General features: G+C 66.3%; 24 protein-coding genes. 22 read left to right on the top strand and 2 right to left on the bottom strand.

Annotated features, from left to right (window positions below; all coding sequences use genetic code 11):
• Positions 1–77: 77 nt before the first annotated feature.
• The 20 genes from rplN to rplQ all read left to right on the top strand — a co-directional run bounded on the left by rplN (position 78) and on the right by rplQ (position 11822).
• Positions 78–446: a 50S ribosomal protein L14 gene (rplN, locus tag VG502_RS04805; protein WP_188839009.1), complete on the top strand. Its 369-nt coding sequence runs from the start codon at positions 78–80 to the stop codon at positions 444–446.
• 2 nt (positions 447–448) lie between these two features.
• Positions 449–799, top strand: coding sequence for a 50S ribosomal protein L24 (gene rplX, locus VG502_RS04800; protein WP_325548884.1), 351 nt, complete (start codon positions 449–451; stop codon positions 797–799).
• A 1-nt stretch (position 800) separates the two neighbouring features.
• Positions 801–1370 (top strand): 50S ribosomal protein L5, encoded by a 570-nt coding sequence (rplE, locus tag VG502_RS04795; protein WP_325548883.1) that lies wholly within the window; start codon positions 801–803, stop codon positions 1368–1370.
• Positions 1370–1555 (top strand): type Z 30S ribosomal protein S14, encoded by a 186-nt coding sequence (locus VG502_RS04790; protein ID WP_325548882.1) that lies wholly within the window; start codon positions 1370–1372, stop codon positions 1553–1555. Before rplE ends, VG502_RS04790 begins: the two co-directional genes overlap by 1 nt.
• A gap of 135 nt (positions 1556–1690) precedes the next feature.
• Positions 1691–2089, top strand: coding sequence for a 30S ribosomal protein S8 (gene rpsH / locus VG502_RS04785; protein ID WP_325548925.1), 399 nt, complete (start codon positions 1691–1693; stop codon positions 2087–2089).
• Between the two features lie 26 nt (positions 2090–2115).
• Complete coding sequence (gene rplF, locus VG502_RS04780; RefSeq protein ID WP_325548881.1) at positions 2116–2655, top strand: 50S ribosomal protein L6; 540 nt, start codon at positions 2116–2118, stop codon at positions 2653–2655.
• Positions 2656–2658: 3 nt separating this feature from the next.
• Positions 2659–3033, top strand: coding sequence for a 50S ribosomal protein L18 (rplR, locus tag VG502_RS04775; RefSeq protein WP_188839004.1), 375 nt, complete (start codon positions 2659–2661; stop codon positions 3031–3033).
• A 34-nt stretch (positions 3034–3067) separates the two neighbouring features.
• Entirely contained in the window at positions 3068–3730 is a 663-nt protein-coding gene (gene rpsE, locus VG502_RS04770; protein ID WP_325548880.1) for a 30S ribosomal protein S5, read from the top strand.
• Positions 3730–3912, top strand: a complete 183-nt coding sequence (gene rpmD, locus VG502_RS04765; RefSeq protein ID WP_188839002.1) for a 50S ribosomal protein L30 — start codon at positions 3730–3732, stop codon at positions 3910–3912. Before rpsE ends, rpmD begins: the two co-directional genes overlap by 1 nt.
• Positions 3912–4370, top strand: a complete 459-nt coding sequence (rplO, locus tag VG502_RS04760; RefSeq protein WP_325548879.1) for a 50S ribosomal protein L15 — start codon at positions 3912–3914, stop codon at positions 4368–4370. The genes rpmD and rplO overlap by 1 nt, the downstream gene beginning before the upstream one ends.
• A 270-nt stretch (positions 4371–4640) precedes the next feature.
• Positions 4641–5960 (top strand): preprotein translocase subunit SecY, encoded by a 1320-nt coding sequence (gene secY, locus VG502_RS04755; protein WP_325548878.1) that lies wholly within the window; start codon positions 4641–4643, stop codon positions 5958–5960.
• Entirely contained in the window at positions 5961–6536 is a 576-nt protein-coding gene (locus tag VG502_RS04750; protein WP_325548877.1) for an adenylate kinase, read from the top strand.
• Complete coding sequence (map, locus tag VG502_RS04745; RefSeq protein ID WP_325548876.1) at positions 6533–7378, top strand: type I methionyl aminopeptidase; 846 nt, start codon at positions 6533–6535, stop codon at positions 7376–7378. The genes VG502_RS04750 and map overlap by 4 nt, the downstream gene beginning before the upstream one ends.
• A 224-nt stretch (positions 7379–7602) precedes the next feature.
• Complete coding sequence (infA, locus tag VG502_RS04740; RefSeq protein WP_006946284.1) at positions 7603–7824, top strand: translation initiation factor IF-1; 222 nt, start codon at positions 7603–7605, stop codon at positions 7822–7824.
• 63 nt (positions 7825–7887) lie between these two features.
• Positions 7888–8001, top strand: coding sequence for a 50S ribosomal protein L36 (gene rpmJ / locus VG502_RS04735; protein WP_019286332.1), 114 nt, complete (start codon positions 7888–7890; stop codon positions 7999–8001).
• 208 nt (positions 8002–8209) lie between these two features.
• Positions 8210–8584, top strand: a complete 375-nt coding sequence (gene rpsM / locus VG502_RS04730; RefSeq protein WP_325548875.1) for a 30S ribosomal protein S13 — start codon at positions 8210–8212, stop codon at positions 8582–8584.
• A gap of 65 nt (positions 8585–8649) precedes the next feature.
• Positions 8650–9054, top strand: a complete 405-nt coding sequence (rpsK, locus tag VG502_RS04725; protein WP_171153451.1) for a 30S ribosomal protein S11 — start codon at positions 8650–8652, stop codon at positions 9052–9054.
• Positions 9055–9090: 36 nt separating this feature from the next.
• A complete protein-coding gene (gene rpsD, locus VG502_RS04720) occupies positions 9091–9699 on the top strand; it encodes a 30S ribosomal protein S4 (RefSeq protein WP_325548874.1) in 609 nt (202 codons plus the stop codon).
• Between the two features lie 311 nt (positions 9700–10010).
• A complete protein-coding gene (locus tag VG502_RS04715) occupies positions 10011–11030 on the top strand; it encodes a DNA-directed RNA polymerase subunit alpha (protein WP_325548873.1) in 1020 nt (339 codons plus the stop codon).
• Positions 11031–11096: 66 nt separating this feature from the next.
• The gene (rplQ, locus tag VG502_RS04710) at positions 11097–11822 is read left to right on the top strand and encodes a 50S ribosomal protein L17, sunset domain variant (protein ID WP_325548872.1); all 726 of its coding nucleotides are present in this window, start codon (positions 11097–11099) and stop codon (positions 11820–11822) included.
• Positions 11823–12051: 229 nt separating this feature from the next.
• Here rplQ and VG502_RS04705 read toward each other — a convergent pair whose 3' ends face one another.
• Positions 12052–13218 (bottom strand): MFS transporter, encoded by a 1167-nt coding sequence (locus VG502_RS04705; protein WP_325548871.1) that lies wholly within the window; start codon positions 13216–13218, stop codon positions 12052–12054.
• Positions 13219–13298: 80 nt separating this feature from the next.
• Here VG502_RS04705 and truA point away from each other — a divergent pair, with 80 nt between their 5' ends.
• Complete coding sequence (gene truA, locus VG502_RS04700) at positions 13299–14135, top strand: tRNA pseudouridine(38-40) synthase TruA (protein ID WP_325548870.1); 837 nt, start codon at positions 13299–13301, stop codon at positions 14133–14135.
• Here truA and VG502_RS04695 read toward each other — a convergent pair.
• Positions 14063–15115, bottom strand: coding sequence for an alpha/beta hydrolase (locus VG502_RS04695; RefSeq protein ID WP_325548869.1), 1053 nt, complete (start codon positions 15113–15115; stop codon positions 14063–14065). The two genes, truA and VG502_RS04695, sit on opposite strands and share 73 nt — an antisense overlap.
• A gap of 117 nt (positions 15116–15232) precedes the next feature.
• Here VG502_RS04695 and VG502_RS04690 point away from each other — a divergent pair, with 117 nt between their 5' ends.
• Positions 15233–16618 (top strand): WS/DGAT/MGAT family O-acyltransferase, encoded by a 1386-nt coding sequence (locus tag VG502_RS04690; RefSeq protein ID WP_325548868.1) that lies wholly within the window; start codon positions 15233–15235, stop codon positions 16616–16618.
• Positions 16619–16620: the final 2 nt, after the last annotated feature.

Here is a 16620-nt window from a genome sequence, read left to right as displayed (position 1 = left end):
CGTCACCGCACTGAAACCACATCCGTTCCGCAAGGCTCGTCATGGGCGAGAACCAGTGAGACGACAGGAGAAGAAACGTGATCCAGCAGGAGTCGCGACTGCGCGTCGCCGACAACACCGGTGCCAAGGAAATCTTGTGCATCCGTGTGCTCGGTGGCTCGGGACGTCGCTACGCCGGCATCGGTGACACCATCGTGGCGACCGTCAAGGACGCTATCCCGGGCGGCAACGTCAAAAAGGGCGATGTCGTCAAGGCCGTTGTCGTGCGCACCCGCAAGGAGAAGCGCCGTCCGGACGGCAGCTACATCAAGTTCGACGAGAACGCTGCCGTCATCCTCAAGACCGACGGTGATCCTCGTGGCACGCGCATCTTCGGCCCGGTGGGCCGCGAGCTGCGTGACAAGAAGTTCATGAAGATCATCTCGCTCGCGCCGGAGGTGCTCTGAACATGGCAGGCAAGCCGAAGATGAAGATCAAGAAGAACGACCTGGTCCAGGTCATGTCCGGCAAGGACAAGGGCCTGCAGGGCAAGGTCATCTCGGTCGACCCCGAGCGCCAGCGTGTGCTGGTCGAGGGTGTCAACCGGATCACCAAGCACGTGAAGGCCGGCCAGCCGGGCGGCGGCGCGGGTGGCATCGAGGTGACCGAGGCCCCGATCCACGTGAGCAACGTGATGATTGTGGACCCCGAGACCAACAAGCCGACCCGGATCCGCATCCGCGAGGAGCAGGTGGAGCGCGACGGTCGGACCAAGACCGTTCGCACTCGCGTGTCGGTCCGATCCGGAAAGGACCTCTGAGATGACTGCTACCTCAACCGAGAAGGTGGCGCCCCGTCTCAAGGAGCGCTACCAGTCCGAGATCAAGAGCAAGCTGCAGGACGAGTTCAAGTTCGCCAATGTGATGCAGGTGCCGACGGTGACCAAGGTCGTCGTCAACATGGGTGTCGGCGACGCCGCCCGTGACTCCAAGCTGATCGACGGCGCCATCAAGGACCTGGCTGCGATCACCGGCCAGAAGCCGGCAGTGACCAAGGCCCGCAAGTCCATCGCGCAGTTCAAGCTGCGCGAGGGTATGCCGATCGGCGCGCACACCACGCTGCGCGGCGACCGCATGTGGGAATTCCTGGACCGTCTGGTGTCCATCGCGCTGCCGCGTATCCGCGACTTCCGCGGCCTGTCGCCGAAGCAGTTCGACGGCAACGGCAACTACACGTTCGGTCTGACCGAGCAGTCGGTCTTCTACGAGATCGACCAGGACAAGATCGACCGCGTCCGGGGTATGGACATCACGGTCGTGACCACCGCGAGCACCGATGACGAGGGCCGCGCCCTGCTGCGCCACCTCGGATTCCCCTTCAAGGAGAACTGATGGCCAAGAAGTCCCTGGTCAACAAGGCCAACAAGAAGCCGAAGTTCGCGGTGCGCGGTTACACCCGCTGCCAGCGCTGCGGACGTCCGCACTCGGTCTACCGCAAGTTCGGCCTGTGCCGGATCTGCCTGCGCGAGATGGCGCACCGCGGCGAACTGCCCGGTGTCACCAAGTCCAGCTGGTGAACCCGGTATGGCGTGGGTCCTCCTTCGCCATACCAGCGCCTCCAGCGCACCCTGCATAAACCACGTAACAACTACACCGAAGGTCCGCATCCGGTCTCGGAGCAGAAACCACGGTGAGAAGGGCAAGTGCCCACCATGACCATGACCGACCCGATCGCGGACATGCTGACCCGCGTGCGGAACGCCAACTCGGCGCACCACGACGCGGCGACCATGCCGCACAGCAAGCTCAAGGCGCACATCGCCGAGATCCTCCAGGCGGAGGGTTACATCTCCGGTTTCCGCGTCGAGGGCGAGGGCGTCGACAAGACGCTCACCATCGATCTGAAGTACGGCCCCAACCGGGAGCGCTCCATCGCCGGCGTCCGCCGCGTGAGCAAGCCCGGCCTGCGGGTCTACGCCAAGTCCACCAACCTGCCGAAGGTTCTCGGCGGTCTCGGCGTTGCCATCCTTTCCACATCGTCCGGCCTGCTGACTGACAGGCAAGCGGCGAGCAAGGGCGTTGGCGGGGAAGTCCTCGCCTACGTCTGGTGACCCGGAACAGATAAGGAGATATACAGATGTCGCGTATTGGACGTCTTCCCGTTCCGGTGCCCAGCGGTGTCGAGGTGACCATCAACGGCCAGGCCGTTGCGGTCAAGGGCCCCAAGGGTCAGCTCGAGCTCACTGTGCCGGAGCCGATCACCGTCGCCAAGGGCGAGGACGGTGTGATCGACGTATCGCGCCCCAACGATGAGCGCGACGCGCGGTCCCGCCACGGCCTGACCCGCAGCCTCATCAACAACATGGTCATCGGTGTGACCGATGGCTTCACCAAGAAGCTGGAGATCCACGGCACCGGTTATCGCGTGACCGCCAAGGGTTCGGACCTCGAGTTCGCTCTCGGCTACAGCCACTCGATCCTGGTCAAGGCTCCCCAGGGCATCACCTTCGCGGTCGAGAACCCCACCCGGTTCTCGGTCAGCGGTGTCGACAAGCAGCAGGTCGGTGAGGTCGCCGCCAACATCCGCAAGCTGCGCAAGCCCGACCCGTACAAGGCAAAGGGTGTTCGTTACGAAGGCGAGCACATCCGCCGCAAGGTCGGAAAGGCTGGTAAGTAAGCCATGGCAAAGATTGTGAAGCGTTCCACGAGCAAGGCTGCGGCCCGCGCTCGGCGCCACTTCCGGCTGCGCAAGCGCGTGTCCGGTACGGCGCAGCGCCCGCGCCTGGTTGTCAACCGTTCCTCGCGTCACGTGTTCGTGCAGGTCGTCGACGACACCGTCGGCAAGACCGTTGCGTCCGCGTCGACGATGGAGGCGGACCTGCGCGCCCTCGACGGTGACAAGACCGCCAAGGCCCGCAAGGTCGGCGAGCTGGTCGCGGAGCGTGCGAAGGCAGCCGGTGTCGAGGCAGTCGTCTTCGACCGTGGCGGTAACAAGTACGCCGGTCGGGTCGCCGCCATCGCGGACGGTGCCCGGGAAGGTGGACTGACTCTCTGATGACCACGTTCAACGTCGAAATGAGGAAGCACTGATGCCTGGACCCCAGCGTCGAGGCGCTGCCGGAGCCGGCAGCAGCTCGAATAACAACGACAACAACAACCGTCGCGGCGGTCGGGACAACGACCGCGGCGGGCGTCGCGGAGGCGACGACCGCAACCAGTACCTGGAGCGCGTCGTCACCATCAACCGTGTTTCGAAGGTTGTGCAGGGTGGTCGTCGCTTCAGCTTCACCGCGCTCGTGGTCGTCGGTGACGGCCAGGGGAGTGTCGGGGTCGGCTACGGCAAGGCCAAGGAAGTGCCGTCCGCCATCGCCAAGGGTGTCGAGGAGGCGAAGAAGTCCTTCTTCCGCGTCCCGATGATCGGCGGCACCATTCCTCACCCGGTGCAGGGCGAGGAAGCAGCCGGCGTCGTCCTGCTGCGTCCGGCCAGCCCCGGTACCGGTGTCATCGCCGGTGGTCCGGTGCGCGCCGTGTTGGAGTGCGCGGGCATCCACGACGTGCTGTCCAAGTCGCTCGGCTCGGACAACGCGATCAACATCGTGCACGCAACCGTCACCGCGCTGAAGGGCCTGGAGCGCCCCGAGGCCGTCGCCGCTCGCCGCGGGTTGCCGCTGGACCAGGTCGCGCCGGCGCGGATGCGTTACGCGATGGCCGAGGCCACCGCCGCCGCGCAGAGTGACAAGGCAGGTGCCTGATGGCAAACACGTTGGTTGTGACGCAGATCCGTTCGGAGATCGGTGGCAAGCCGCAGCACCGGGAGACCTTGCGGTCGCTTGGCCTGAAGCGGATCGGTCACACGGTCGAGAAGCCGGACAGCCCGGAGTTCCGTGGCATGGTTCGCGCGGTCGCCCACCTGGTGACCGTTGAGGAGAAGTGATGGCTGAAGAGAAGACGCACGCACTGAAGGTGCACCACCTGCGTCCTGCTCCCGGTGCCAAGACCGCCAAGACCCGCGTGGGTCGCGGTGAGGGCTCCAAGGGCAAGACCGCCGGTCGCGGCACCAAGGGTACGAAGGCGCGCTACCAGGTGCCCGAGGGCTTCGAGGGTGGCCAGACGCCGATCCACATGCGACTGCCGAAGATGCGGGGCTTCAAGAACCCGTTCAAGGTCACGTACCAGGTTGTCAACCTGGACAAGATCTCGGCACTGTTCCCCGAGGGTGGCGACATCACCGTCGAGGACCTGGTCGCCAAGGGCGCGGTCCGCAAGGGCCAGCCCGTCAAGGTGCTCGGCACCGGCGAGATCACCGTCAAGGTGAACCTCTCCGTGCAGAAGTTCTCCGATTCGGCCAAGGACAAGGTCGAAGCGGCGGGCGGCACCCTGACCAGTGTCTGATCCGCACGAGTAAGCGCTCCGCGGGAACGACGGGACATCACGTCTCGTTGTTCCCGCGGAGCGCTTATTGCACTCCCCACCGGCTCATCCGATGAGCTCGCCAGGTAATCTCTGGCACCGAGGAGTGTTTCCCGAACAACCTCACAGCCAGCTCAACACGTGCCTCCACCGACCGGTGTGGGCTCGGCCGGCTCGATGGTCCCCACCGGACCTGTCGGCACTTGTCACGGCCTACCTTCTTCCGCGGAGGTTCGCCCAGGAGGACTCACGTTGCTCAACGTCTTCGGCCGCGCGTTTCGCACGCCCGAGCTGCGGAACAAGATCTTGTTCACGCTGGCTATCGTCGCGGTGTTCCGGCTGGGTTCGCACGTCCCAGCACCCGGTATCAACTACACCCAGGTTCAGGCCTGCCAGAAGGGCGCAGGACAGCAGTCGCTGCTCGGCCTGGCCAACCTATTCTCCGGTGGCGCGCTGTTGCAGCTGTCGATCTTCGCGCTGGGCATCATGCCCTACATCACCGCGACGATCATCGTGCAGCTGCTCACGGTCGTCATCCCGAAGTTCGAGCAGCTGAAGAAGGAGGGACAGTCCGGTCAGACGAAGATGACGCAGTACACGCGTTATCTGACCATCGGACTGGCCATCCTCCAGTCCTCGACACTGGTCACCGCGGTGCACAACAACCCGCAGTCGATCCTGGGCTCGGGTCCGTCCTGCGCGAACATCATGACCGACGGCGCGATGCCGACGCTGATCATCATGGTGCTGACCTTCACCGCCGGCACCGGTCTGATCATGTGGCTCGGTGAGCAGGTCACCGAGAAGGGCGTCGGCCAGGGTATGTCGATCCTGATCCTCGTGTCCGTCGCGGCCCGGGTGCCGTCGGAGATCTGGTCGATCCGCAACCAGGGCTGGGGCAAGTTCTTCGTCGTCGTGCTGATGGGCCTGGTCATCCTGACCATCGTGGTCTACGTCGAGAACTCCATCCGGCGCCTGCCGGTGCAGTACGCCAAGCGGATGATCGGCCGGCGGATGTATGGCGGCACGTCGACCTACATCCCGCTCAAGGTCAACATGGCCAACGTGATCCCGATCATCTTCGCCAGCTCGCTGCTGTCGCTGCCGGTGATGGTCGCGCAGTTCACCAATCCGCAGGGCGGCACGAAGGCGCCGTCCGGCTGGGCCGAGTGGATCTTCAACAACCTCGGCAAGAGCGATCACCCGTCTTACATGATCGTCTACACGCTGCTCAACCTCTTCTTCACGTTCTTCTACGTGTCGATCACGTACCAGCCCGACGAGGTCGCGGACGGCTTGAAGCAGTCCGGCTCGTTCATCCCGGGCGTGCGTGCGGGCAAGGCGACCTCGAAGTACATCAACTATGTGCTGACGCGCATCACTGTCGGCGGCGCGATCTACCTGGCGATCATCGCCCTGATCCCGCTGATCGCGCTGGCCCTGGTGGGGACCAACCAGAACTTCCCGTTCGGTGGAGCCTCCATCATCATCCTCGTAGGTGTCGGTCTCGATACCGTCAAGCAGATCAACTCCAAGCTGCAGCAGCATCACTACGAAGGGTTCCTGAGATAAATGCGCCTCATCATTCTTGGTCCGCCTGGTGCGGGCAAGGGCACGCAAGCCGAGCGGATCTCCGAGTCCCGGGGCGTACCCCACATCTCGACCGGAGACATCTTCCGGGACAACATCCGGCGGGAGACGCCGCTCGGTAAGCAGGTCAAGGGAATCCTCGACGCCGGCGGTTACGTCACGGACGAGATCACCAACCAGATCGTGGCCGACCGGCTGGCCGAGGACGACGCGCAGCACGGTTTCCTCCTCGACGGCTACCCGCGCACGGTCCCGCAGGTCGAGGCCCTCGACAAGCTGCTCTCCGGCTGGGGGCACCAGCTCGACGCCGTCCTGGAGTTGCAGGTCGACGAGCAGGAGCTCGTCACCCGGTTGGTGAAGCGTGCCGAGACCAGCGGCCGAACGGACGACACCGAGGACGTCATCCGTGAGCGGCAGCGCATCTACCGTGAGGAGACCGCGCCGCTGGTGCGCATCTACTCCGAGCGCAACATCGTCGTTCCGATCGATGGCGTCGGTGAGCTCGACGAGGTGACGGCGCGGATCACCGCCGCGCTGGACGGACTCGCGACCGCGTGATCTTCGGCCGGGAGAGATTGCCGGTCAAGACCCCGGAGCAGATCGTGCTCATGCGACGGGCCGGTCTGGTCGTCGGCGAGTGCCTGGAGCTGCTGGCCGGATCGACCCGTGCCGGAATGACCACCGGTGACCTAGACGGCATTGCCGAGGAGTTCATCCGCGGCCAGGGCGGGACCCCGAGCTTCCTCGGCTACTACGGCTTCCCCGCCACGTTGTGCGTCTCGGTCAACGATGAGGTCGTGCACGGGATCCCGGGTGACCGGGTGCTGCACGACGGCGATCTGGTGTCGATCGACTGCGGTGCGATCGTCGCCGGCTGGCACGGCGACGCGGCGATCACGCTGGTCGTGGGCGGGGACGACGCTGCCGACGACGCCGACCTGCAGCTGTCCGCCGCGACGCGGCGTGCGCTGTGGGCCGGCATCGCCGGACTGCGCCCCGGCATCGGGATCTACGACATCGGCGGCGTGATCGAGGATTCGGTGCGCAGCAGTGCCCGCGCCGACGGCCGGGACTACGGCATCCTGGACGGCTACACCGGCCACGGCATCGGCACCGAGATGCACATGGAGCCGACCGTCTACAACGAGCGGGTGCGTCCGCATGGTCCCCAGGTCCGCGCCGGGGCGACGGTCGCGGTCGAGCCGATGTTGACGCTCGGCAGCCATGAATCCCATGAACTCGCCGACGAATGGACCGTTGTCACGAATGACGGTGCACGCGCTGCGCATTGGGAGCACACCGTGGCAGTGACCGATGGCGGGCTCTGGGTGCTGACCGCAGTGGACGGGGGAGCCGCTGAGCTCGGGTCGGTCGGCGCGACATACGCCCCGATCGACTAGCCAGGCGCCGATTTGGGGGCCTGCGGGTCGACGGGTAGACTGACCTGTCGGGTCTGGAGTGTCTGCTTGCCAGGACACGGTCCACCGCCATCCGCTTCGGGGGTATTCCACCACTGAGTGTGGTCGGCGTGTGTCCGGACATGGGCAGTTCGCGCGCCATACCCGATGCCAGCAGGGACATTCTCAACCGGAGAGTGTCTCGCCGAGAAATCAGTTAGGAAGGCATGGCCAAGAAGGACGGTGTCATCGAGATCGAGGGCACGATCGTCGAGGCCCTCCCGAACGCAATGTTCCGGGTGGAGCTGACCAACGGTCACAAAGTGCTCGCGCACATCTCCGGCAAGATGCGGCAGCACTACATCCGGATCCTCCCCGAGGACCGTGTAGTGGTGGAGCTGAGCCCGTATGACCTGACCCGTGGCCGGATCGTCTTCCGCTACCGCTGATCCATCGGCACGTTCGCACCGTCACCGCACTCCGCGGTGGCCCGACTTCAAGACAGTAGGCAGATGAAGGTCCAGCCGAGCGTCAAGAAGATTTGCGACAAGTGCAAGGTGATCCGCCGCAACGGCCGGGTCATGGTGATCTGTGAGAACGCTCGCCACAAGCAGCGTCAGGGCTGACCACCTGCACGACTCGCGTCTTCCAACCGGACGCAAGAAGTGAACAACTGAAAATCCATTCGATTCGCGTGATCCTTACTCCAGATCAGACCCCTGACCTGGACGTCACCCCGGGCGCAGAGGCCCGGGACCCAGCAATCCAGCCACTCCGGCTGACGCGGGACCGGTCACGCACCAGACCTCTGCGAGACAACAGGAGAACTGCCTGATGGCACGCTTGATTGGTGTCGACCTGCCGCGCGAGAAGCGCGTCGAGGTTGCACTCACTTACATTTTCGGCGTCGGGAAGACCCGCGCCGCCGCGGCGCTGGAATCCACCGGCGTCAGCCCGGACACTCGTGTCCGCGACCTCTCCGAAGACGAAGTCGTCAAGCTGCGTGACTACCTCGAGGGCAACTACCGCCTCGAAGGTGACCTGCGGCGTGAGATCGCCTCTGACATTCGCCGCAAGGTCGAAATCGGTTCCTACCAGGGCCTGCGCCACCGCCGGGGTCTGCCCGTGCACGGCCAGCGCACCAAGACCAACGCCCGCACCCGCAAGGGTCCGAAGCGCACGGTCGCCGGTAAGAAGAAGGCCAAGTAATCCCCTCGCGTTCCACGCGACCGGGACACCTCACACCACATCGTCTTTAGTTTTCAGGAGAATTCATGCCTCCCAAGAGCCGTCAGGCTTCCGGCGCCAAGAAGGTGCGCCGCAAGGAGAAGAAGAACGTTGCTGCGGGCCACGCCTACATCCGCAGCACCTTCAACAACACGATCGTCTCGATCACCGACCCGACCGGTGCGGTGATCTCCTGGGCGTCGGCCGGACAGGTCGGCTTCAAGGGTTCGCGCAAGTCGACCCCGTATGCCGCGCAGATGGCCGCTGAGGCCGCCGCGCGTCGTGCGATGGACCACGGCATGCGCAAGGTCGACGTCTTCGTCAAGGGTCCGGGCTCGGGCCGCGAGACCGCCATCCGTTCGCTGGCCGCTGCCGGCCTCGAGGTCGGTGCGATCTCCGACGTCACCCCGCAGCCCCACAACGGCGTCCGCCAGCCCAAGCGTCGCAGCTGAGCGACCGACCAGACTTTCCCTTAGGAGATTTGACTCATGGCCCGTTACACCGGCCCGATCACCAAGAAGTCGCGTCGTCTCAAGACCGACCTCGTCGGTGGCGACAAGAACTTCGAAATGCGTCCGTTCCCTCCCGGCCAGCACGGCCGTGGCCGGGTGCAGGAGAAGGAATACCTGACGCAGCTGCAGGAGAAGCAGAAGGCTCGCTTCACCTACGGCGTGATGGAGAAGCAGTTCGTCCGCTACTACAAGGAAGCAGCTCGTCGTCCCGGCAAGACCGGTGAGATCCTGCTGACCATCCTGGAGTCGCGCCTGGACAGCGTCATCTACCGCGCCGGCCTGGCTCGCACCCGCCGCGCCGCCCGCCAGATGGTGACCCACGGTCACTTCGAGGTCAACGGCAAGCGCGTCGACGTCCCGTCATACCGCGTCGAGCAGTACGACATCATCACCGTCCGCAAGCAGTCCCGGGAGAAGTTCCCGGTGCAGCTGGCCCGCGAGACCTTCGGTGAGCGTCAGGCGCCGGCGTGGATGCACGTTTCCCCGGAGACGCTGCAGATCCTGATCCACTCGCTGCCGACCCGTGAGCAGATCGACATCGCGCTGACGGAACAGCTCATCGTCGAGCTTTACTCCAAGAACTGAGTTTTCTGCCACGGCTCCTCGCAGGTCAGGCAGCGGTGCGGCTCGCAAGCTCGCGTGCACCGCTGTCTGACCTGGTCGTCGCCTCCGCGCCGGCCGGCTTGTCGTTCAGGCAAGCTGGTTTTGGGCGGTCGCTGTTGACCGCGAGTGACGGCTCTCTCGGCGAGTGACGGTCAAATTGGGCCGTCACTCGGCGAAGAAGCCGTCAGTCGGCATGGAGACCGACAACTGAATAAACGAACAGCGAATACAGAGTCGCTGCTCGGTTCTCACCGGGCCTCATATAGCGGTGGTCCGTGGAAAGGAAATGAAAAGTGCTTATCGCACAGCGCCCCTCTCTGAGCGAAGACGTTGTCTCCGACAACCGCTCGCGTTTCGTCATCGAGCCGCTGGAGCCGGGCTTCGGCTACACGCTCGGCAACTCGCTTCGTCGCACCCTGCTCTCGAGCATTCCGGGTGCCGCGGTCACCAGCCTGCGCATCGACGGTGTGCAGCACGAGTTCTCCACGATCCCCGGGGTCAAGGAGGACGTCACCGAGATCATCCTGAACGTCAAGGGCCTGGTCGTCTCCTCGGAGCACGACGAGCCGGTCGTCATGTACCTGCGCAAGCAGGGCACCGGTGTTGTCACCGCCGCGGACATCGCGCCGCCGGCCGGTGTCGAGGTGCACAACCCCGACCTGCACATCGCGACCCTGAACGACAAGGGCAAGATCGAGATGGAGCTGACCGTCGAGCGCGGTCGCGGCTACGTCTCGGCGCAGCAGAACAAGTCCGCCGACCACGAGATCGGCCGTATCCCGGTCGACTCGATCTACTCGCCGGTGCTTGCCGTGACCTACAAGGTCGAGGCGACCCGTGTCGAGCAGCGCACCGACTTCGACAAGCTCATCGTCGACGTGGAGACCAAGAACGCCATCGCCCCGCGCGACGCCATGGCCTCCGCCGGTAAGACCCTCGTCGAGTTGTTCGGCCTGGCCCGTGAGCTGAACGTCGAGGCCGAGGGCATCGACATGGGCCCGAGCCCGACCGACGCCGCGCTGGCCGCCGACCTGGCCCTGCCGATCGAGGACCTGGACCTGACGGTTCGCTCCTACAACTGCCTCAAGCGCGAGGGCATCCACACCGTGGGTGAGCTCGTCGGACGCAGCGAGGCCGACCTGCTGGACATCCGCAACTTCGGTGCGAAGTCCATCGACGAGGTCAAGGACAAGCTGGTCGAGATGGGCCTGCAGCTCAAGGACAGCCCTCCCGGGTTCGACGCGAGCGCCATTGCGGACCGTTACGACGACGAGGACGCCGACGGCAGCTTCGCCGAAGACGAGCAGTACTGAGCAAGCCGCTGAGATAGCTCCAGTCTCGTTGCAGCGCAACGTGATTCGACATACCAAGGAGAAGTAATGCCTACCCCAACAAAGGGTCCCCGTCTCGGTGGCGGCCCCGCGCACGAGCGGCTGATCCTGGCCAACCTGGCGCAGGCACTGTTCGAGCACGACCGGATCACCACGACCGAGGCCAAGGCCAAGCGCCTGCGTCCGCTCGCGGAGCGTCTGGTGACCTTCGCCAAGCGCGGTGACCTGCACGCGCGTCGCCGGGTGATGACCGTCATCCGTGACAAGGGCGTCGTGCACCGTCTCTTCACCGAGATCGCGCCGGACATGACCGACCGCCAGGGCGGCTACACCCGCATCACCAAGATCGGTCCCCGCAAGGGCGACAACGCGCCGATGGCCGTCATCGAGCTCGTCCGCGAGCCGGTCAACGCCAAGCCGAAGCGCGCCGTCGTCGCCGAGGCCGAGGCTGCCACGAAGCGTTCGGTCAAAGAAGCTGCAGCGGACGCGTCCGCTGAAGTAGCCGAGGGCAAGTTCGGGCCCGAGTCGGCTGCTCCCCTCGAGGGTGGCGCGTCGCCGGACGCCGAGAAGTTCACGGTGAAGGGCAACGAGGACTCGATGAAGTACCACGTGGCCGGTTCGCGCTGGTACGACTCGACGGTCGCCGAGGTCTGGTTCACGACGGCCGAGGCCGCTGTTGCCGCAGGCTTCGAGCCGGCCGGTGGCGAGAAGGCTCAGCAGGTCGACGGCGCTGACGCCGAGGCTGCCGACGCCGAGGGCTCCGAGCAGGAGTAGTTCGTCATACGACACCGAAGTGGCCCGGTCCCGCATTGTGCGGGGCCGGGCCACTTTCACGTACGGAGGACGGCGACACTCCCTCGCCGAGAGGACACCCTCTGACCGAGAGGACACCCGATTCGGGGATTCAGGGGGCCAAATTCGGTGACCTCTCGATCATCGGGTGTCCTCTCGGCAAGGGGCCGGGGGGGTGTGCGCCGGGCTTTTTCGTGTGTATGGCGGGAGCTCAGCCCGCCGCTGCTACCGCCAGTCGCGCCCGGTCGAAGACCTTGGCCAGTGGGAACAGCGCGAGCAGCAGGACGACCGGCACGGCATACCCGAGGCGCAAGGACCCGGTGCCGATGGCGCCGGTGAGGACCGAGCCGACCAGGGCGCCGACGTAATTGAACTGGTTGAACCGCGCGATGACTGCGTCCGTGCGGGCCCGCGCCGTCTCGGGATCGAGGGTGCCGTTGCCACGGGCCAGGGTCGCGGCGGCGGAGTAGGACAGTGGTGCGACGACGGCGATGCCGGCGCCCAGCACGAGGAAGCCGATGATCCCGATCGGCCAGGAGGGCGCCGCGACCACGACGACGAGCCCGACGATGGCGACAGCGGCGCCACTGCCGAGCAGGCGGGTGGCGCCGATGCTGTCGGTGAGGCGGTCACCGGCCATCCGGGCACCGAGCGACGCCGCCAGGTAGGGGAGCGTGGCCAGCGCCACCAAGCCGTCGGGTGCATGCAGGGTGTGGTCGAAGTAGACCGATCCCCACGTGGTGGAGGCCGTGTCGACGGTGTAGAAGATCACGCATGCCGCGCCGACGAGCAGGATCGGGCGCCACGGAATGCCTTCTGCCGCTGCGGGATCGGGCGCCACGCCCGAGCCCGGCAGGAAGCGCGCGAAGCCCACGACGAGCGGTAGCACCGCGAGCCCGCTCGACAGCGCCGCGATGGACGCATGCGGCAGCGCGAGCGTGAGCAGCGTGCCGGCGATCCCGCCTGCGGTCCAAGCGCCGTGGAACGACGGCAGGACGGTCCGCTTGAGCTGATGCTCGAGCGACACGGCCTGCATGTTGGTCGTCGCGTCCACCATGCCCAGGCACACGCCGTAGACCGCCAGCCCGGCGACGAGCGCCGGGATGTTCGGTGCGTTGCTGCTGACGACAAGGGCGACGACGATCCCGAGCAGGCCGGCGCGCAGCACGATCGCACTCCCGCGACGCGGCGCGACCTTCTCCGAGAGGAGCGACCCGCAGCCGGCGAGCAGCACGATCATCAACATGATCAGGGTGAGGCCCAATTGTGAGATGCCCCAATGGTCTTCGAACTTCGGCAGGCGTGTCGTCAGCGACAGGAAGACGCAGCCCTGTGCGAAGTAGGCCGCCGCGATGGCGGCGCGGGGTGAGTAGCTCACGTTCGGCATCCTGGCACGTGCAGCGCTCCGGTGGGCCGAATTGGACGATTGACCATGTCGGCCGCGGATAGGCTTCCCGTATGCGGTTGCGGATCGACTTCGGGTATGACGGCACCGACTTCTCGGGCTGGGCCGCGCAACCCGGCCGGCGCACCGTGGAGCAGACACTGTCCGAAGCCCTCGGCACGATCCTGCGCTGCGACCCACCGAAGCTGACCGTTGCCGGCCGCACCGATGCCGGCGTCCACGCGCGCGGATCCGTCTGCCACGTCGACATCGATGAGACCTTGTATGACGCCCTTCCCGGCAGATCGAGTCGCAGCCCGGCGGAAGCGGCAGTCACCCGCCTCGGCGGGGTCATGCCCGCCGACGTGGTGGTCCACCGGGTCGCGCCGGCCGCACCCGGATTCGACGCGCGCTTCTCGGCGCTGTCCCGTCGCTACAGCTACCGGTTGCTCGACGACCCGGCCGCCGCCGATCCGGTCCGCCGCCGCGACACCGTCGTCGTCCGCGGTCCGCTGGACCTGGATGCGATGAATGCTGCCGCGCGAAAACTGGTGGGGCTGCAGGACTTTGCGGCATTCTGCAAGAAGCGTGAGGGCGCGACGACCGTGCGCACGCTGCTGGACTACCGCTGGGAGCGCGATGCCGATGGTGTTCTGATCGGCACTGTCGTGGCCGATGCCTTCTGTCACTCGATGGTCCGGTCGCTCGTCGGCGCCGTGGTCCCGGTCGGGCTCGGGCGTCATACCGAGCAGTGGCCTGCGGAGGTGTTGACCGCCCGGCAGCGTGACCCCGGCGTGCGAGTGATGCCGCCGCACGGGCTGTGCCTGGAGGAGGTCAGTTACCCGGCGGACGACGAGCTGGCGGCGCGGGCAGAGGAGTCGCGCGCGACCCGCGAGCTGCCCGAGGGCTGACCGGCCGGCAGGTTGCTGCGCACGAACCGGCCGAGCTCGCGCATGGCCGCGGCGGCTTCGGGCACCCACGACGCGGCGGCCTGGAAGACGTGCACCTGGCCGGTCCAGATCTGCAGTTGGGTCGGCACACCGGCCGCGGCGAGCCGATCGGCCATCACTTCGGCGTCCGGGCGCAGGATCTCGCGGGAGCCCATCTGGATCAGGACCGGCGGCAGCCCGTGCAGGTCGGCGTCGATCGGGCAGACCCGCTCGCCCTGCGCCTCGTGCAGGTCGTCGACGTGTGAGACCAGCTGCTGCAGCGCGCGACAGGCGCGGACCGTGAACAGGTCGCACTTCTCGCTGTGCGGGCTGGCCTTCTTGCGCTCGACATCGAGGTCGAGCAGCGGCGACATACCGGTGATCGATGCCGGCATCGGCAGGTGCTCATCGCGCAGCGCGAGCGCGACGGCGAAGGCGAGGTAACCGCCCGCCGAGTCCCCGACGATGCTGATCCGGTCGTGCGCATAGCCCTGGTCGAGCAGCCATCGGTAACCGGCCAGGCAGTCGCCGACCATGCCTTCGATGGTGACCTCGGGCAGCATGCGGAAATCGACGTTGAGGACGGGCAGCCGAGACGTGCGGGACGTGGCGGCGACCAGCCGGCGGTGCGAGGCCAGACTGCAGACGATGAAGGCGCCACCGTGCAAGTAGAGGACCGCGCCGTCGTCGCGCGCCCGCGGCGCACGCACCCATTCCGCATCACAGGGCCCGAGCTGGACGGTCTCGACGGTGGTGCCGTTGGGCAGGGTCAGCCGGTCGGCGGTCCGATCCATGACACGGGACAATTTGGACAGCACGGGCGCATAACTCCACGCGTTGAGTGCGGGCTTGGCCACCGAGCGCATCCCACCGGCGAGCGCCGCCGAACGCCGACTGGTGCGCGGGAATTTCGTGCGCAACGCCGTCGTGTCCGCGCAGCGGGACCGAGCGGGGGACGTCATGGCGGAACCTCCGTCGTTTCCGAGTTGTCCAGCAGGTGAAGAGCCGCTGTCCGGAGACCTACCCTAGGCCTACGCTGGCGTAACCTGTGTGATCCCGAGCGGAGAGGCGGAGAACGCATGCCAGGAATGGGACCGGTGGATTCGGGCTTCCTGCTGATCGAGTCGCGCGAGCATCCGATGCATGTGGGCGGCCTCCAGCTCTTCACCGTGCCCGACGGTGAGCCGGCGACCTGGGTGCGTGATCAGTTGACGGCGATCTACCCCGACCGCATCAGCCCACGCTTCCGGCTGAAGCCCAAGGACCCCGTGGGACTGCTCGGCAACTTCCGGTGGTCGGTCGACTCCAACCTCGACCTCGACCACCACATCCGGCGCTCCGCGGTGCCCGGCCCGGCGCGGCTGCGCGAGCTCTTCGAGCTGACCTCCCGCTGGCAGGGTTCGCTGCTGGACCGGCACCGTCCGTTGTGGGAGGTGCACACGATCGAGGGCCTCGAGGACGGGCGCGTCGCGGTGTTCACCAAGGTGCACCACGCGCTGGTCGACGGCGTGTCGGCGCTCCACCTGATGCAACAGTCCTGCAGCCCCGACCCCGACGCCCGGGACTGCCTGCCGCCCTACGCCCTGCCCGAAGCACACGTCGAGGGCACCGTTGCCAGCAAGAGTCCGGGACTGGGTATGCCGAACCCCGTGACCCTGCTGCGCAATGGTCTCGACTTCGCGGGAGAGCTCGCCAGCATCGGGCCCAACTCGCTCAAGGTCGCCTACCGCTCGCTGCGTGACACCGGGCTGACGACGCCGTTCGACGCACCACGCACGATCCTCAACGGCCGGATCGGCGGCGCTCGTCGATTCGTCGCCCAGACGTTCGACCTCGAGCGGTTCCGGGCCGTGGCCTCCGCCTGTGACGTGTCGCTGAACGACTGCGTGCTCGCGGTCTGCGGCGGTGCCCTGCGACGCTACATGGGTGAGCTGGACGAGCTGCCGGACCGGTCGATGACGGCGATGTGCCCGGTCAATCTCCGCGATGAGAAGAGCGAGGTCGGCGGCAATGAGATCGGCGCGATGATCGCAACCCTCGGCACCGATCTCGAGGACCCGGTGGAACGCATCGAGGCGGTCCACGAGTCGACGACGGCGGCGAAACGGACCATGGGCGAGCTCACGCCCCTGCAGCTGCTGCTGATGTCCGGTTACAACGTCGCGGGCCTCGGTCTGTCGATGCTGCCGACATACAGCATGGGCGGCCGGCCGCCGTTCAACGTCATCATCTCCAATGTGCCGGGACCGCGAAAACCGATGTATTTCAACGGTGCTCACCTTGACGGCACCTACCCGGCATCGATCCCGGTCGACGGTATGGCGATGAACATCACTCTGGTCACGTATGACGGCCAGGTCGACTTCGGCATCACCGCCTGCCGGCGCAGCGCGCCGTCGGTGCAACGGATGATCCACCACCTCGAGGACTCGCTCGCTGAGCTGGAGAAGGCCACCGCGGCCTGAGG

Source organism: Flexivirga sp. (assembly GCF_035551235.1).
GTDB lineage: Bacteria > Actinomycetota > Actinomycetes > Actinomycetales > Dermatophilaceae > Flexivirga.
The sequence above is the reverse complement of the archived record's forward strand: the minus strand, read 5'-3'. Positions and strand labels throughout refer to the sequence as shown.

Coding starts and splice junctions, on each gene's coding strand:
- rplE (WP_325548883.1), top strand. CDS start 801: ATGACTGCTACCTCAACCGAGAAGGTGGCGCCCCGTCTCAAGGAGCGC.
- VG502_RS04690 (WP_325548868.1), top strand. CDS start 15,233: ATGCCAGGAATGGGACCGGTGGATTCGGGCTTCCTGCTGATCGAGTCG.
- rpsD (WP_325548874.1), top strand. CDS start 9,091: ATGGCCCGTTACACCGGCCCGATCACCAAGAAGTCGCGTCGTCTCAAG.
- VG502_RS04750 (WP_325548877.1), top strand. CDS start 5,961: ATGCGCCTCATCATTCTTGGTCCGCCTGGTGCGGGCAAGGGCACGCAA.
- rplO (WP_325548879.1), top strand. CDS start 3,912: ATGGCTGAAGAGAAGACGCACGCACTGAAGGTGCACCACCTGCGTCCT.
- infA (WP_006946284.1), top strand. CDS start 7,603: ATGGCCAAGAAGGACGGTGTCATCGAGATCGAGGGCACGATCGTCGAG.
- rpsM (WP_325548875.1), top strand. CDS start 8,210: ATGGCACGCTTGATTGGTGTCGACCTGCCGCGCGAGAAGCGCGTCGAG.
- rplQ (WP_325548872.1), top strand. CDS start 11,097: ATGCCTACCCCAACAAAGGGTCCCCGTCTCGGTGGCGGCCCCGCGCAC.
- rpmD (WP_188839002.1), top strand. CDS start 3,730: ATGGCAAACACGTTGGTTGTGACGCAGATCCGTTCGGAGATCGGTGGC.
- rpsE (WP_325548880.1), top strand. CDS start 3,068: ATGCCTGGACCCCAGCGTCGAGGCGCTGCCGGAGCCGGCAGCAGCTCG.
- rpsH (WP_325548925.1), top strand. CDS start 1,691: ATGACCATGACCGACCCGATCGCGGACATGCTGACCCGCGTGCGGAAC.
- VG502_RS04695 (WP_325548869.1), bottom strand. CDS start 15,115: ATGACGTCCCCCGCTCGGTCCCGCTGCGCGGACACGACGGCGTTGCGC.
- truA (WP_325548870.1), top strand. CDS start 13,299: ATGCGGTTGCGGATCGACTTCGGGTATGACGGCACCGACTTCTCGGGC.
- rpsK (WP_171153451.1), top strand. CDS start 8,650: ATGCCTCCCAAGAGCCGTCAGGCTTCCGGCGCCAAGAAGGTGCGCCGC.
- rplF (WP_325548881.1), top strand. CDS start 2,116: ATGTCGCGTATTGGACGTCTTCCCGTTCCGGTGCCCAGCGGTGTCGAG.
- VG502_RS04790 (WP_325548882.1), top strand. CDS start 1,370: ATGGCCAAGAAGTCCCTGGTCAACAAGGCCAACAAGAAGCCGAAGTTC.
- rpmJ (WP_019286332.1), top strand. CDS start 7,888: ATGAAGGTCCAGCCGAGCGTCAAGAAGATTTGCGACAAGTGCAAGGTG.
- rplX (WP_325548884.1), top strand. CDS start 449: ATGGCAGGCAAGCCGAAGATGAAGATCAAGAAGAACGACCTGGTCCAG.
- rplR (WP_188839004.1), top strand. CDS start 2,659: ATGGCAAAGATTGTGAAGCGTTCCACGAGCAAGGCTGCGGCCCGCGCT.